General features: G+C 74.1%; 12 protein-coding genes. 4 read left to right on the forward strand and 8 right to left on the reverse strand.

Going from position 1 to position 14,055, the window contains the following annotated elements; translation table 11 throughout:
- The first annotated feature begins 271 nt into the window (after nucleotides 1-271).
- Nucleotides 272-1,300 carry an ArsR/SmtB family transcription factor gene (locus ABD973_RS21895; protein ID WP_125594794.1) on the forward strand — a complete coding sequence of 343 codons (1,029 nt, stop codon included), beginning with the start codon at nucleotides 272-274 and terminating at the stop codon, nucleotides 1,298-1,300.
- 79 nt (nucleotides 1,301-1,379) lie between these two features.
- Here ABD973_RS21895 and ABD973_RS21900 read toward each other — a convergent pair whose 3' ends face one another.
- The gene (locus ABD973_RS21900) at nucleotides 1,380-2,540 is read right to left on the reverse strand and encodes an alkaline phosphatase PhoX (RefSeq protein ID WP_345501631.1); all 1,161 of its coding nucleotides are present in this window, start codon (nucleotides 2,538-2,540) and stop codon (nucleotides 1,380-1,382) included.
- Nucleotides 2,541-2,841: 301 nt separating this feature from the next.
- Here ABD973_RS21900 and ABD973_RS21905 point away from each other — a divergent pair, with 301 nt between their 5' ends.
- Nucleotides 2,842-3,246 carry a VOC family protein gene (locus tag ABD973_RS21905; protein WP_125821069.1) on the forward strand — a complete coding sequence of 135 codons (405 nt, stop codon included), beginning with the start codon at nucleotides 2,842-2,844 and terminating at the stop codon, nucleotides 3,244-3,246.
- Nucleotides 3,247-3,250: 4 nt separating this feature from the next.
- Here the strand turns inward: ABD973_RS21905 and nirD are convergent, their stop codons facing one another.
- Genes nirD through ABD973_RS21920 form a run of 3 tightly spaced genes read right to left on the reverse strand, consistent with a single transcriptional unit; the run spans nucleotide 3,251 to nucleotide 7,463 of the window.
- Nucleotides 3,251-3,583 (reverse strand): nitrite reductase small subunit NirD, encoded by a 333-nt coding sequence (gene nirD, locus ABD973_RS21910; protein ID WP_125821068.1) that lies wholly within the window; start codon nucleotides 3,581-3,583, stop codon nucleotides 3,251-3,253.
- A complete protein-coding gene (nirB, locus tag ABD973_RS21915) occupies nucleotides 3,580-6,111 on the reverse strand; it encodes a nitrite reductase large subunit NirB (RefSeq protein WP_345501634.1) in 2,532 nt (843 codons plus the stop codon). Before nirB ends, nirD begins: the two co-directional genes overlap by 4 nt.
- The gene (locus ABD973_RS21920; protein ID WP_345501636.1) at nucleotides 6,111-7,463 is read right to left on the reverse strand and encodes an NAD(P)/FAD-dependent oxidoreductase; all 1,353 of its coding nucleotides are present in this window, start codon (nucleotides 7,461-7,463) and stop codon (nucleotides 6,111-6,113) included. The genes nirB and ABD973_RS21920 overlap by 1 nt, the downstream gene beginning before the upstream one ends.
- A 172-nt stretch (nucleotides 7,464-7,635) precedes the next feature.
- On the opposite strand from ABD973_RS21920, the gene ABD973_RS21925 reads away from it, so the two are divergent.
- Nucleotides 7,636-8,412, forward strand: coding sequence for a sulfite exporter TauE/SafE family protein (locus tag ABD973_RS21925; RefSeq protein ID WP_345501638.1), 777 nt, complete (start codon nucleotides 7,636-7,638; stop codon nucleotides 8,410-8,412).
- Nucleotides 8,413-8,434: 22 nt separating this feature from the next.
- Here the strand turns inward: ABD973_RS21925 and ABD973_RS21930 are convergent, their stop codons facing one another.
- Nucleotides 8,435-9,133: a class F sortase gene (locus tag ABD973_RS21930; RefSeq protein WP_241253232.1), complete on the reverse strand. Its 699-nt coding sequence runs from the start codon at nucleotides 9,131-9,133 to the stop codon at nucleotides 8,435-8,437.
- A 130-nt stretch (nucleotides 9,134-9,263) separates the two neighbouring features.
- A complete protein-coding gene (locus ABD973_RS21935) occupies nucleotides 9,264-9,806 on the reverse strand; it encodes a hypothetical protein (RefSeq protein WP_241253231.1) in 543 nt (180 codons plus the stop codon).
- Between the two features lie 416 nt (nucleotides 9,807-10,222).
- Here ABD973_RS21935 and ABD973_RS21940 point away from each other — a divergent pair, with 416 nt between their 5' ends.
- On the forward strand, nucleotides 10,223-10,678 hold the full coding sequence (locus tag ABD973_RS21940; RefSeq protein ID WP_125821064.1) for a gamma-glutamylcyclotransferase family protein: 456 nt from the start codon (nucleotides 10,223-10,225) through the stop codon (nucleotides 10,676-10,678).
- Nucleotides 10,679-10,819: 141 nt separating this feature from the next.
- Here the strand turns inward: ABD973_RS21940 and dnaG are convergent, their stop codons facing one another.
- Entirely contained in the window at nucleotides 10,820-12,721 is a 1,902-nt protein-coding gene (dnaG, locus tag ABD973_RS21945; protein WP_345501641.1) for a DNA primase, read from the reverse strand.
- A 34-nt stretch (nucleotides 12,722-12,755) separates the two neighbouring features.
- On the reverse strand, nucleotides 12,756-14,030 hold the full coding sequence (locus ABD973_RS21950; RefSeq protein WP_125821062.1) for an NAD(P)/FAD-dependent oxidoreductase: 1,275 nt from the start codon (nucleotides 14,028-14,030) through the stop codon (nucleotides 12,756-12,758).
- Nucleotides 14,031-14,055 lie beyond the last annotated feature (25 nt).

Below are 14,055 nucleotides of genomic sequence, written 5' to 3' on the forward strand. Positions count from 1 at the left end.
GACGGATCCCCACCCGTCCACCGCCTGCCGCCTATCCGCCAGGCACGTCGGCGCTTCCCGGTGCGACCGACCGCCAGGCCCCGCAAAGCCCCCCACGGCCTTCACGGAGCGTTTCGGTCGCACCGGAGTGTGCCTGGCGGAGTACAGGATTTCGCTTGTCACGCCTCCGCCGAAAGGGGTTTCAACTGTGGCCGAAAGGGCGTGGTGACCACGTGTGACGGCATGCATACTCGTGGGGCGGGGGGATTGCGGTTGCACAGGTGGGGGTTCGGTGCTTCGTATCCATTTCACTGGAGTGGACCTGGCACGCGTACGGATGGCAGGGCGTCCCGATGCGTTGTGGGAAACGATTCTTAGTTTTCATCGCTTAAGAGACCGGCGTGACGCCCGGTTCTTCGGCGAATGGCGCACGGAAACCCGGAGCAGGTTGAATGGTGAAACAAGGCTGCTGGGTGCGCTCATACCGGCTCGCGGCTATTTCCCCGATTTCCTGACCCCGGCCGAGGGCCAGTACGGGTGGGACCTCGGGCTCGACGCGCTGCGCGCGCTGCGCCCCGAGCGGCTGCGCCGGGAGCTGTCCCTCGTGGGCGCCGGCGCCGGGACCGGCTTCGGGGCCGCCTTCGGGACCCCGCCGCCGACCCGGCTGCGGGAGTTCATGGACGGCGGCACCAAACACCTGCCCCGGCTGCTGGGCGAGCTGCGCGCCTACCACCGGGCGGCCGTGGAGCCGTACTGGAGCCACATCCAGGCCCAGATAGAGGCCGAACGGGCGGCACGCGGCCGCGCGCTCCTCGACGGCGGCGCGGACGAGCTGCTCGCCTCCCTGCCGCCGATGCTGCGCTGGCGGGCCCCGGTGCTGGAGTGCGAGTACCCGGTGGACCGGGACGTACGGCTGCGCGGGCGCGGGCTGCTGCTCCAGCCGTCCTTCTTCTGCCGCCGTACGGCCGTGACCCTGCATGACCCGGAGCTGCCGCCGGTGCTGGTCTACCCGGCCGCCGCCCAGCTGGCCTCCGCGGCCGGGAACGGGGAGGCCGCCCGGCCGGCCGAGGAGCAGCGCCAGCGCACCCTGGGCAAGCTGGTCGGCCACACCCGCTCGGTGGTGCTGCGGGCCATCGGCGACGGGGCCACCACCAGCGAGCTGGCCCGCCGTGCCGGGGTCTCCCTGGCCTCGGCGAGCCAGCACGCCTGCGTGATGCGCGAGGCGGGCCTGGTGACGACCCTGCGCCACGGCAACGCCGTCCTGCACACGGTGACCCCGCTGGGCGCGGCCCTGCTCAAGGGAGGCGCGGTGGTCTCCTGAAGGATCGGTTCTCCGGACGCGCCGCGGCCCGGCGGGGAGGTCGGCTCCTCCCCGCCGGGCCGGGTGCCGGGCGGGCGCGTCAGACGCGGAACGGCCCGGTCACCTCGTAGGTGACGCCGCCGGTCGAGGAGCCGGTCGTGCCGCGCTGGCTGCTGAAGTACAGCCTGCTGCCGTCGGGGGAGAAGGCCGGGCCGGTGATCTCCGAGGAGGACTGGCCGGTGATCCGCAGGAAGGGCGCCACCACGTCGTCCGGGGTGATCACGCAGATCTCCATGGTGCCGCCGTCCTCGGCGACGTACAGGTCCCCGAACGTCGACCCGGTGACGTTGTCGACACCGGTCAGCGGCGCCGCGCCGCCGGGGACCAGGGAGTCGTCGTAGGCCAGCTCGTAGGTGCTGCTCGCCAGGTTGAGCTGCCAGACCCGGTTGTCGCCCTTGGTGGTGAACCACACGGTGTCGCTCGCGTAGTGGCAGCCCTCGCCGCCGTTGAAGTGCTTGGCGCCGGACACCTGGGTGCGGGTCGTGGTCGGGGAGCCGTCGGGGTCCGGCACGTTCTGCCAGCTGAAGGAGCCGGAGGTGCCGCTTCCGGCGACCATGACCTGGAGCGTGCCGGCGGACAGGCTGCCCCAGGTGGTGGGCACGAACCGGTAGAAGCAGCCGTTCGTCTCGTCCTCGGTCAGGTAGACCACCTGGCGGACCGGGTCGGCTGCCGCCGCCTCGTGTTTGAAGCGGCCCATCGCGGGCCGCTGCACGGCCGCGTTCACCCCGTACGGGTCGGTCTCGTAGATGTACCCGAGGCTGACCTCCTCGCAGGACAGCCAGGTGTTCCACGGGGTCTTGCCGCCCGCGCAGTTCTGCCGGGTGTTCGCCAGGATCCGGTACGCCCCGGTGACCGTGCCCGAGGAATTGAACTTCACCGCGCTCGCACCGCCGCTCGGGTTGATCTCCGAGTTCGACACGTAGATCCAGCCGCTGCCGTCCGCGAAGCACGCGCCGCCGTCAGGGGCGCTGTGCCAGGTGTACGACGTGCCGCTGACCGTCTGCGAGGAGCGGGCCACGACCCGGCTGGTGAACCCGGACGGGAGCATGATCCCGTTGGCGTCCGCCGCGCCGAGGGCCCCGTAGGGACCGGCGCCCGGCTGGGCCGGGGCGGCGTACGCGGCCCCGTGGCCGAGGGTTCCGGCGAAGGCGGCGGCGGAGGTGCCGATCACGGCACCGCGCAGGAAGGTACGACGTTCCACGGTCACTCCTGTGGGAGGAGGGCCCCCGCGACCGGCCGGGCGCGGGTTCGCATGCGTCGAGGAACCTAGGGGCGCGGCATGGACGGGACGCCAACTCCCCGTGACGCCGGGGCGACCGGTGCGCGGGCAGTCGCCCTACCCCCGCCAGGCAGCCGGACGCCGCCCTTCCGAAGCCTGTGAACTGCGGAAACGAGATCCCTGAAAAAACTCCGCCGGACAGCGATGAGTTCTGCCGGATCCCCGGGTCTACCCCTTCGACAAAGCACCACGCACCACGCCCCACCAGGGAAGAGGAACCGAGATGAGCCAGATGATCTTCGTCAACCTGCCGGTGAAGGACCTGGACGCCGCGAAGGCCTTCTGGGAGAAGCTCGGCTACTCCTTCAACCCCCGGTTCACCGACCACACCGCCGCCTGCATGGTCGTCAGCGACAGCATCTTCGCGATGCTGCTGACCGAGGAGAAGTTCAAGGAGTTCGCCACCAAGCCGGTGGCCGACGCCTCGAAGACCACCGAGGTCATGGTCGCGCTCAGCGCCGACAGCCGGGAGAAGGTCGACGAGGTCGTCGACGCCGCCGTCGCGGCCGGCGCCGTCGAACCCCGCCCCGTCATGGACCTCGGCTTCATGTACGGCCGCGCCTTCGAGGACCTCGACCACCATGTGTGGGAGTTCGTGTGGATGGATCCGGCCGCGGTCCAGGGCTGAGGCCCTACGGGGCGGGGGCGGTCCGTACCCGGTACGTCCGGACCGCCACCTCCTCGTCGTCCAGGCAGCGCCCCGACTCCAGGTCGAAGCGCTGCTTCAGCAGCGGCGAGGCCACGAAGGGCCGCCCCTGCGCACGCCCCACCAGCCCGCGCGACAGGACGTGCGCCCCGGTGAAGGGGTCCTGGTTGCCGATCGCGTACGGGCGCCCCGCGCGGTCGAGGAAGACCGCGGCCTGGCTCCCGTCGGGCAGCAGGACCGCGACCCCGCGCCCCGGGACCAGCGCCGACAGCGGGCATACCGTCAGCCACCCCCCGGCCACCTCCAGTTCGACGGTCATCGGGCCGCCCCTCCCACGGTCAGGACGGCCAGGTCGGGCTTGACCTGGTCGCGCTCGGGAACGAACCTCACGGTCGGGTCGGGCGCGCCGGGCGCGTTGACGAAGGACACGAACCTGCGCAGCCGCTCCGGGTCCGACAGGGTCTCGGCCCACTCGTCACGGTAGTGCGCCACGTGGTCGGCCATCAGGGCCTCCAGCTCGTCGCACAGCCCCAGCGAGTCGTGCACCACCACGTCCCGCAGGTGGTCCAGGCCGCCCTCCAGCCGCTCCAGCCAGGTGGACGTCCGCTCCAGCCGGTCGGCGGTGCGGATGTAGAACATCAGGAACCGGTCGACGAGCCGCACCAGTTCGGCGTCCGACAGGTCCTGCGCCAGCAGGTCCGCGTGGCGCGGGACCGCCCCGCCGTTCCCGCCGACGTACAGGTTCCAGCCGCTCGCCGTCGCGATCACCCCGAAGTCCTTGCTCTGCGCCTCCGCACACTCGCGGGCGCAGCCGGACACCGCCGACTTCAGCTTGTGCGGGGCGCGCAGGCCCCGGTAGCGCAGCTCCAGGTCGATGGCCATCCGGACGCTGTCCTGCACCCCGTAGCGGCACCAGGTCTGCCCCACGCAGGACTTCACCGTCCGCAGCGCCTTGCCGTACGCGTGCCCGGACTCGAAACCGGCGTCCACCAGCCGCGCCCAGATCCGCGGGAGCTGGTCCACGCGCGCGCCGAACAGGTCGATGCGCTGACCGCCCGTGATCTTCGTGTAGAGGCCGAAGTCGCGGGCCACCTCCCCGATCACGATCAGCTTGTCGGGGGTGATCTCACCGCCCGGGACGCGCGGGACGACCGAGTACGAGCCGTTGCGCTGGAGGTTGGCGAGGAAGTGGTCGTTGGTGTCCTGGAGGGCCGCCTGCTCCCCGTCCAGCACGTAGCCGCTGGCGCCCAGGGCCGGGGCCAGGGAGGCGATGATCGAGCCGACGGCGGGCTTGCAGACCTCGCAGCCGTCGCCGCCGCGCGCCTCCTCGCTGCCGTGCCCGTCCAGGATGTCCCGGTAGGAGGCCAGGCGCCGGGTGCGGACGATCTCGTACAGCTCGGCCCGGGTGTAGGGGAAGCAGCCGCACAGCCCCTGGCCGGCGGCCGCCGGCAGCAGCTGTCCGATCACCTTCAGGCAGCTTCCGCAGCCGGTGCCGGCCTTGGTGCACTTCTTGACCTCGGCCAGGGTGGCGCAGGCGGTGACGGCCTTCTTGGTGACGTTGTGGCAGGAGCAGATCACCGCCGTGTCCGGCAGCGAGGACGGGCCGAGCGCGACGGGCGCGCCGGCCCCGGCGGGCAGCACCAGCCGCTCGGGGGCGACCGGCGGGACGCTGCCGGTCAGCGGGCGCAGCAGCCCGTACGCGTCGGCGTCGCCGACCAGCACGCCGCCGAGCAGCACCCCCTCGGGGGAGACGACCAGCTTCTTGTAGACGCCGGAGCGGGAGTCCGACCAGACCACGTCCAGGCTGCCCTCGGCGGTGCCGTGCGCGTCGCCGAAGGAGGCCACGTCCACGCCGAGCAGCTTGAGCTTGGTGGACAGGTCGGCCCCGGTGAACTCCTTCTCCCGGCCCAGGAGGTCCTCGGCGGCGGTCTCGGCCATCTCGTAGCCCGGCGCGACCAGCCCGTAGACGCGGCCGTCGACGGCCTGCGCGCACTCGCCGATGGCGTACACGCGCGGGTCGGAGGTGCGGCAGCGGGCGTCGACGGTGATGCCGCCGCGCTCACCGACGGCCAGGCCGGCCGCGCGGGCCAGCTGGTCCCGGGGGCGGACCCCGGCCGAGAACACCACCAGCCCGGTCTCGACGGTGGAGCCGTCCGACAGGCTCATCCCGCACACCGAGCCGTCCTGGCCGGTCAGCACCTCCTGCGTGCCGACGCCGGTGTGCACGGTCAGCCCCATGGACTCGATGGTGCGCAGCAGGGCCGCGCCGCCGCCCTCGTCCACCTGGGCGGGCATCAGGCGCGGGGCGAACTCCACGACGCGGGTGGCGAGCCCGAGCCCCTGGAGGGCGCCGGCCGCCTCCAGCCCGAGCAGGCCGCCGCCGACGACGGCCCCGCTGGAGCGGGTCTTGGCGTACTCCTCGATCGCGAGGAGGTCCTCGATGGTGCGGTACACGAAGCAGCCCGGGGCGTCCCTGCCGGGGACGGGCGGCACGAAGGGGTGGCTGCCGGTCGCCAGCACGAGCACGTCGTACGGGACCACCCGCCCGGAGCGGGCGGTGACGGTACGGGCGGCCGTGTCGACGTGCTCGGCGGGGTCGTCGAGGCGCAGCTCGATGCCGTGCCGCTCCATGAAGCCGGCCGGGGTCAGGGAGAGGTCCTCGGGGGTCCTTCCGGAGAAGTACGAGGTGAGGTGGACCCGGTCGTATGCGGGCCGGGGCTCCTCGCAGAGCACGGTGATCCGGTGCGTCGCGGTGGCCCCGCGCTCGGCGAGGGCCTCCAGGTAGCGCTGGCCGACCATGCCGTGTCCGATGAGCACGATCGCGGGCAGGGGCTCGGGCACGGTCATCAGTGGCCTCCGTCGTCGGTGAGCAGGTGGAACGGGTCGTGCGGGGCGGTCAGGTACGCGTCGCCCTCCCAGGTGCGGGCGAGGGCCCCCACCGTGGAGAGCTCCCCGAGCAGCACCCCGCCGACGAGCCGGCCGCCGCGCAGGACGACCTTGCGGTAGGTGCGGCGGGTGGCGTCCGCGAGGCGGAGCACGTCGTCGCCGGGGAGCGGGGTGGGGTCGCCGAACGCGGCGAGGTCGAAGGGGCCGGGGCCGCCGGCCGTGGGGAGGGTGAGGCGGGTGAGGGCACGGGTGCCGGTGTACTCGGCGTCGTCCCCGCGCAGCACCGCCGCGAGGGCGTCGGCCTGCTCCAGGGCGGGACCGGCCAGTCCGTACACCCGGCCGTCGTGCTCGGCGCAGTCGCCGACGGCGTGCACGCGCGGGTCGCTCGTGCGCAGCCGGCCGTCGACCACGACGCCCTTGCGGACCTCCAGCCCGGCCGCCCGGGCGAGCCCGGTGCGCGGCCGGACCCCGCAGGCGAGGACGACGACGTCGGCGTCGAGCCGGTACCCGTCGGCCAGCTCGACCCCGCTCACCCGCCGGGGGTCCTGAGCGGGCCCTCTCAGCCCCGCCGGCGTGTGAGGCGCGGGGTCCGGGGCGGAGCTCCGGGGAACGGAGGAAGGGCGGGGCGGGGAGGAGGCCCCGCGCGGCGGCCCTCCGGGCGTGACCGAGTCCGTCGTGCTCAGGCCCCGCACGCGGCATTCGGTGTGGACCTCGACCCCGAGCGCCGTGAGGTGGTCCCGCAGCAGGGCGGAGGCGTCGGCGTCCAGCTGGCGCTCCATCAGGCGCTCCGCCTGCTGGGCGAGGACCACCCGCGCACCCCGCGCGGCCAGCGCACGGGCCGCCGAGACGCCCAGCAGCCCGCCGCCGATCACCACCGCCCGTACGCCCGGGCGTACGGCCGCCGCGAGGGCCAGGCAGTCGTCCATGGTGCGGAACGCGTGCACCCCCTCGGGGAGTTCCCGCCCGTCGGGGGCGAACAGCCCGCGCAGCGGCGGCAGCACCGGGTTCGAGCCGGTGGCCAGCACCAGCGTGTCGTACCGCTCCGCCGAACCGTCGTCGCAGTGGACGGTCCGGTCCGCGCGGTCGATCCGCACCGCCCGGACGCCCCGGCGCAGCGCCGGGCCGGGGGCCGGGAGCGCGGTGACCTCGGGGGCGTACCGGCCCGCCAGCACCTCGGCGAGCAGGACCCGGTTGTAGGGGGCGCGGCTTTCCTCCCCGAGCACGGTCACCGCCGCACCGGGGCCCAGCCGCGCGGCGAGCCGCAGGCCCGCCAGGCCGCCGCCGATCACCACCACACGCTGTTCCGAGGTCATGGCACGAGCGTGCGGGCGGGCTGTTTCCCCGCCGCATCGCCCCTGTTACCCGGACGGAACACCGGCCTCAGCGCCCGGGCCGGCGGCGCGTGAGGCCGCGCAACCTCAACCTTTGCGCAAGTTTCCGGGGATCGATGGTCCCTGCACCGATGCGGTACCTAGGGTCGTGGCCGTGCCTGACATATCAACGACCATGATCATCGTGCTGTGTGCGGCCGCCGCCGCGGCCGGCTGGATCGACGCGGTGGTCGGCGGTGGCGGACTGCTGCTCCTGCCGGCCCTGCTGCTCGGCCTGCCGGCCGCCCAGCCCGCCGCCGTCCTCGGGACCAACAAGGCGGTGGCCATCGTCGGCACCGCCGGGGCCGCCGTCACCTACGCGCGCAAGACCGCCGTCGACGTGAAGCTCGCCGTCCGCATCGGGCTGGCCGCGCTCGCCGGATCGATGGGCGGGGCCGCACTCGCCGGCGGGATCAGCAAGGACGCCATGCGGCCCCTGATCATGGGGGTGCTGGTGGTGGTCGCCGCCGTGGTCATCCTCAAGCCCGGCTTCGGCGCCGCCCCCTCCGCCGCGCCCGTCTCCCGCGGCCGCGTGCTCCTCACCATCGCCCTCGCCGGCCTGGGCATCGGCTGCTACGACGGCCTCATCGGACCCGGTACCGGCACGTTCCTGGTGCTGGCCCTGACCGCCCTGCTCCACCTCGACCTGGTCACCGCCTCCGCCACCGCGAAGATCGTCAACTGCTGCACCAACGCCGGCGCGCTCGCGATGTTCGCCTACCAGGGCATGGTGTTCTGGCAGCTGGCCGCCCTGATGGCGGTCTTCAACCTGGCCGGCGGCATGGTCGGCGCCCGGATGGCGCTGACGAAGGGCAGCGGCTTCGTCCGCGGCGTGCTCCTCACCGTGGTGGGCGCCCTGGTGGTCAAGCTCGGCCTCGAACAGTGGGGCTAGGGGAGCCCCTTCCCAGCCGGTCTCACGACACCCCGGTGAGGTGCGCGAAGACGACCACGTTGCCCTGGTAGCCGGTGCGCGGGGAGAACGCGCCGCCACAGGTGATCACCCGCAGCTCGGCGCGCGGCGAGGGCCCGTACACCCGCCGGTCCGGGAACGCCCCGGCGTCGTACACCTCGACCGCGTGCACGGTGAACACGGCCGTCCGCCCGTCCGCCCGGTCGACCTCCACCGCGGCCCCCCGGCGCAGCGCCCCCAGGTGGTAGAAGACCGCCGGGCCGCTGGCGTGGTCGACGTGCCCCGCGATCACCGCGGTGCCCGTCGCACCCGGAGTGGTCCCGTCCCGGTACCAGCCGGCGAGCTCCCGGCGGGCCGGCGGGGGCACTTCGAGGCTGCCGTCGCGGTCCAGGCCCAGACCGGTCAGCGGGGCGTCCACCCGGATCGACGGGATCCTGATCCGTACCGGCGGCGAGCCCGGGAGCGGGTCGATGCTCCCGGCGTAGAGGGGCTGCGCGCTCAACGCCTCCGCCGCGGAGGGCAGCGGGGGCCGCACGGTCACGGCCGAGCCGCTGCCGATGAGCCAGACCCCGGTGCAGACGGCCACCGCGACCAGCCCGGCCCGCGCCGCGAGCGCCCCGGCGGAGCCCCTCGCGCGGGCGCCGGGGCGTCCGCTCGCCCTGGCCGGGGGGCGTCCCCGCAGACCCGGGAAGCCGCCACGCATGCGCCGTACCCCCTCGTCTCGCCGTTCCTGCAGTGGCCGTCGCCCGGCCCCGCGAACGGGGGGACCTCGCGGGGCGGGCGACGGGGGGCGGTACCGGTCGGACCGCGGCCGCAGCCGCGGTGGGCGCCCGTCAGCTCCGCGTGCCGCTCGCCCGGCGACGCAGGAGCCAGGTACCGCCGACGGCGGCCGCGGCCAGCACTGCCGCTCCCGCCGTGATCTTGGCGGGGTCGGTGGCGGTGGTCGTGCCACCACCCACCCCGGTCCGTACGTGGCCCTGCGGGCCGCGTTCGGTGACGACCAGGTCGCCGGTGGCGAACTTGCCGTTCGCGCAGGTGGCGCCGATTCCGTAGGTGCCCGGCCGCAGGCCCTGACCGATCCGGAACCGGCCCGTGACCGCGTCCTCGCGGCTGCCCGGGGCCAGTTCGAAGCGGCCGCCCGCCACCGTGCTGGCGTCGCCCTCGGCCCGGCTGCCCCGGCCGCAGGCCTTGGTGTGCACGGTGACGGTGGTGCCCGGGGCGGCGGATTTCGGCCACACCTCCAGCACGGCGAAGTCCCCGGGCGCGAAGGGCGCCATGCCGAGCTCCGCGGCGGCCACCGCCCCGGCGACCGGACCGGCGAAGGCGACGGCGGTCAGCGCGGTGGCGGTGAGCACGTGGGCGGTGCTGCGGCGCATGGGTACTCCAGGGGACACGGGGTCGTGTTCCGAGGAAAACCGGCCCGCCCGCCCACCGCCTGCCGAAGTCCGCCCCGGATCCCGCCGCCGGCACCCCGTCGAACCGTATCCGTGCAGGTCAGGGCCGTGCTGGGGCATCCGTGTGCGCCCACGCCGTCCGGGTGACGTCAGGCCGGCGGCAGGGCCACCCACCTCGGGCCCGTCCGGCAGCGGCGCGGGCGGCGGCCGGCGGGTGCCTTTGCGTCATGAGGGGGTGCGGGGCGGGGTCGAGAAACGGGCGAACCTGACGTTATGGGGCGCCCGTCACGGGAGCCGGGAGATTGTGCAACAGCGGTGCGTACGGTGGTGGTGCGCGGCGATGAGGGGCCTTTGGGCCCGGACCCCGCACCGTCCAGTGGTAGTCGAGGGAGGGACCTGTGGCATCGGTCGATCGGCCGGGATCGGGAGCGGGAACCGGACCGGGCGTACTGCCGTTCTTCGTGTACGGGACGCTGCGGCCGGGGGAGGTCAACCACGACCTGTTCCTGAAGGGCCGGACGGCGGCCGAGGAGCCCGCCCGGCTGCCGGACGCGGCGCTGTACGAGGGGCCCGGCTACCCGTACGCCGTCGACCGCCCGGGCTCCGCCATAGCCGGGGAGCTGATCACCGCCGCGCCGGGGGAGTACGCGGAACTGCTGGTCGCGCTGGATCTGCTGGAGGAGTACGCCGGCCCGGGGCGCCCGGGGAACGTCTACGACCGCGTCGCCCGCGAGGCCGTGCGCCCCGACGGCGGCCGGGTCCGGGCCTGGGTCTACCTGGCGGCCGCCCCGCTGGCCCGCCGCCTCGCGCAGACGGGCACCGAGATCCCGGGCGGGGACTGGCTGCGCCGCTAGGGGGCGCCCGGCGGCCCGGGCCGGCCCTGCCCCGCCCGGGGTCCTGCCGGGCCGGTGGGGGTGCCCGGCGGCACGGCTCCACGGGGTGCGGCTGAGCGGGGGCCGGTCCGTTGCCGGGTCACCGCGGCCCGGTCCCGGCGGTCAGAGTCCTTCGGCGCCGCGGTTGCGCAGGCGCTGCCCGTACTGCTGGAGCACCCACAGCTCCTGCTGGATCGCCGCGTGCTGCTCCGGCGGGGCCTGCGGGCTGAGCCGGGTCAGGGCGCCCTGGATCTCCAGGACCCGGCGGTCGACGGCGCGCAGCCGGACCTGCACCAGCTGGACGCCCGCGTAGACCTCGTCCACCGTCTTGGCGTGGATGGCCTCCACCGCCAGCTCCGTGACCATCGCGCGGACGGTGTCGTTCGGCGCGGCCTCGCGGACCCGGGCCAGGTAGTCCTCGGTGCCCTGAGCGGCGCCGCCGGCGTCCTGGATGGCCTGGCGCACGGCCGCGTAGGGCGGGGCGGTGAACTCGTCGATCCCGTACGCGTCGAAGGCGGGGGAGACCAGGGCCGGCCGCTGGAGCGCCAGCTTGAGGAGCTCGCGCTCGGTGCGGTGGGCGGGGCTGCGCAGGTTCAGCGCGGGCCCGCCGCCGACGGCCGCCGACGGCGGTGCGGGGGCCGCCTCCTGGGGGCGGCCCCGGCCCTGCTGCTGCGGCTGGTTGCCGCGCTCGCGGGCCCAGCGCGCCAGCTGTGCCACCCGCTTGACCACGAACTGCTCGTCGAGGATGCCCAGCATCCCGGCCAGCTGGACGGCCGACTCGTGCTGGATCGAGAGGTCCTTGATGCTGGCGACGACCGGCGCCGCCTCGGCCAGCGCGGCCGCCCGCCCCGCCGGGTTCTCCAGGTTGTGCCGGCCCACGATGTGCCGCAGGGCGAACTCGAACAGCGGGGTGCGGGCGTCCACCAGGTCGACGACCGCCGCGTCGCCCTGTGCGAGGCGCAGGTCGCAGGGGTCCATGCCGCCCGGGGCGATGGTGATGGAGGTCTCCGCCGCGAACTTCTGGTCGTCCTCGAAGGCCCGCAGCGCGGCCTTCTGGCCCGCCGCGTCACCGTCGAAGGTGAAGATCACCTCGGCGGTGGCGTTGTCCATCAGCAGCCGCCGCAGGATCTTGATGTGGTCCCCGCCGAAGGCCGTGCCGCAGGTGGCGATGGCGGTGGTGACCCCGGCCATGTGACAGGCCATGACGTCGGTGTAGCCCTCGACGACCACCGCCCGGGAGGTCTTCGCGATCTCCTTCTTGGCCAGGTCGATGCCGTACAGCACCTGGGACTTCTTGTAGATCGCCGTCTCGGGGGTGTTCAGGTACTTCGGCCCGTTGTCGTCCTCGCGCAGCTTGCGCGCGCCGAAGCCGACCACCTCGCCGCTGATGTCCCGGATCGGCCACATGAGCCGGCCCCGGAAGCGGTCGATGGGCTTGCCGCTGCGGCTGTCCTGGGCGAGCCCGGAGAGGATCAGCTCCTTGTCGGTGAAGCCCTTGCCGCGCAGGAACCGGGTCAGGTGGTCCCAGCCGGCCGGGCTGTAGCCCACGCCGAAGTGCTGGGCCGCCGCCTGGTCGAAGCCGCGCTCCGCCAGGAAGCGGCGGGCGATCTCCGCCTCGGCGCCGCCGAGCTGGTCCGCGTAGAAGAGGGCGGCGGCCTTGTGGGCCTCGACCAGGCGGATCCGCTCGCCGCGGCCGCTGGTGCCGGCGGTGTAGCCGCCCTCCTCGTACCGCAGGGTGATGCCGGCCTGGCCGGCCAGCCGCTCGACCGCCTCCGAGAAGGAGAGGTGGTCGATCTTCATGATGAAGTCGAGGGTGTCCCCGCCGGCCTGGCAGCCGAAGCAGTGGTAGAAGCCCTTGCTGGGGCTGACCTGGAAGGACGGGGACTTCTCGTCGTGGAAGGGGCACAGGCCCTTGAGGTTGCCGCCGCCGGCGTTGCGCAGCTGGAGGTACTCCGAGACCACGGCGTCGATCGGGACCGCGTCCCGTACCGCCTTCACGTCATCGTCGTTGATCCGTCCTGCCACCCGTGAATTCTACGGCCGGGCGGCGGCAATCCCGTCAGGCCCCCTCCGCCGCCACCAGCGACTCAAGCGGAACCGAGGGGTCCGCCAGCCTCTCGCGGTCCACCGGCGCCTTCGACCTGATCAGGGCCTGGATGGGCTCGACGACGTCCCACACGTTCACGTTCATCCCGGCCAGCACCCGGCCGTCCGACAGCCAGAACGCGATGAACTCCCGCTTGCCCGCGTCCCCGCGCACCAGCACCTGGTCGTAGCCGCCCGCCGGCGCGTACCCGGAGTACTCCAGGCCCACGTCGTACTGGTCCGAGAAGAAGTACGGCACCCGCTCGTACGAGACCTCCTGCCCCAGCATCGCCCGCGCGGCGGCCGGGCCGCCGTTGAGGGCGTTCGCCCAGTGCTCCACGCGCAGCCGGGTGCCCAGCGCCGGATGGTGGGCGGCGGCCACGTCACCGACGGCGAAGACGTCCGGGTCGGAGGTGCGCAGCGAGGCGTCCACGGCGATGCCCCCGCCGTGCTCCCGGTCCACCAGCGCCAGCCCCGAGGTCTCGGCGAGCGCGGTGCGCGGCGCCGCCCCGATCGCGGCGAGCACCGCGTGCGCCGGGTGCTCCTCCCCGTCGTCGGTCCGGGCGGCCATCACCATGCCGTCCTGGCCGACGATCTCCGTCAGCCGCGCCCCGAAGTGGAACCGCACCCCGTGCTCGGTGTGCAGGTCGGTGAAGAGCCGGCCGACCTCCGGGCCGAGCACCGCGTGCAGCGGCGTGGCCAGCGGCTCGACCACCGTCACCTCGGCGCCGTACCCGCGCGCGGCCGCCGCGACCTCCAGGCCGATCCAGCCCGCGCCCGCGATCAGCAGGTGGCCGTTGTCCCGGCCCAGGGAGGCCAGCGCCTTGCGCAGCAGGTCGGCGTGGGCGAGCCGGCGCAGATGGTGCACCCCGGCCAGCCCGGTGCCCGGGATGTCCAGCCGGCGCGGCTCGGCACCGGTGGCCAGCAGCAGCTTGTCGTAGTGCATCAGCGTGCCGTCGCCCAGGCGCACCGTCTTGGCCTCGCGGTCCAGGTGCACGGCGGGCTGGCCCAGGTGCAGCTCGATGTCGGCGCCCGCGTACCAGGACGGCTTGTGCACGAAGACGCTGTCGCGCTCCTCCTTGCCCAGCAGGTAGCCCTTGGACAGCGGGGGCCGTTCGTAGGGATGGTCGCGCTCGTCGCCGATCAGGATCACCCGGCCCGTGAACCCCTCCGCCCTCAGCGTTTCGGCGGCCTTGGCCCCGGCCAGCCCCGCGCCGACGATGATGAACGTCTGGTTTGCGTCGACCACCTGATGCCTCCTCATAACCTCTCGG

This window comes from Streptomyces racemochromogenes (assembly GCF_039535215.1).
In the GTDB taxonomy this organism is placed as follows: domain Bacteria; phylum Actinomycetota; class Actinomycetes; order Streptomycetales; family Streptomycetaceae; genus Streptomyces; species Streptomyces racemochromogenes.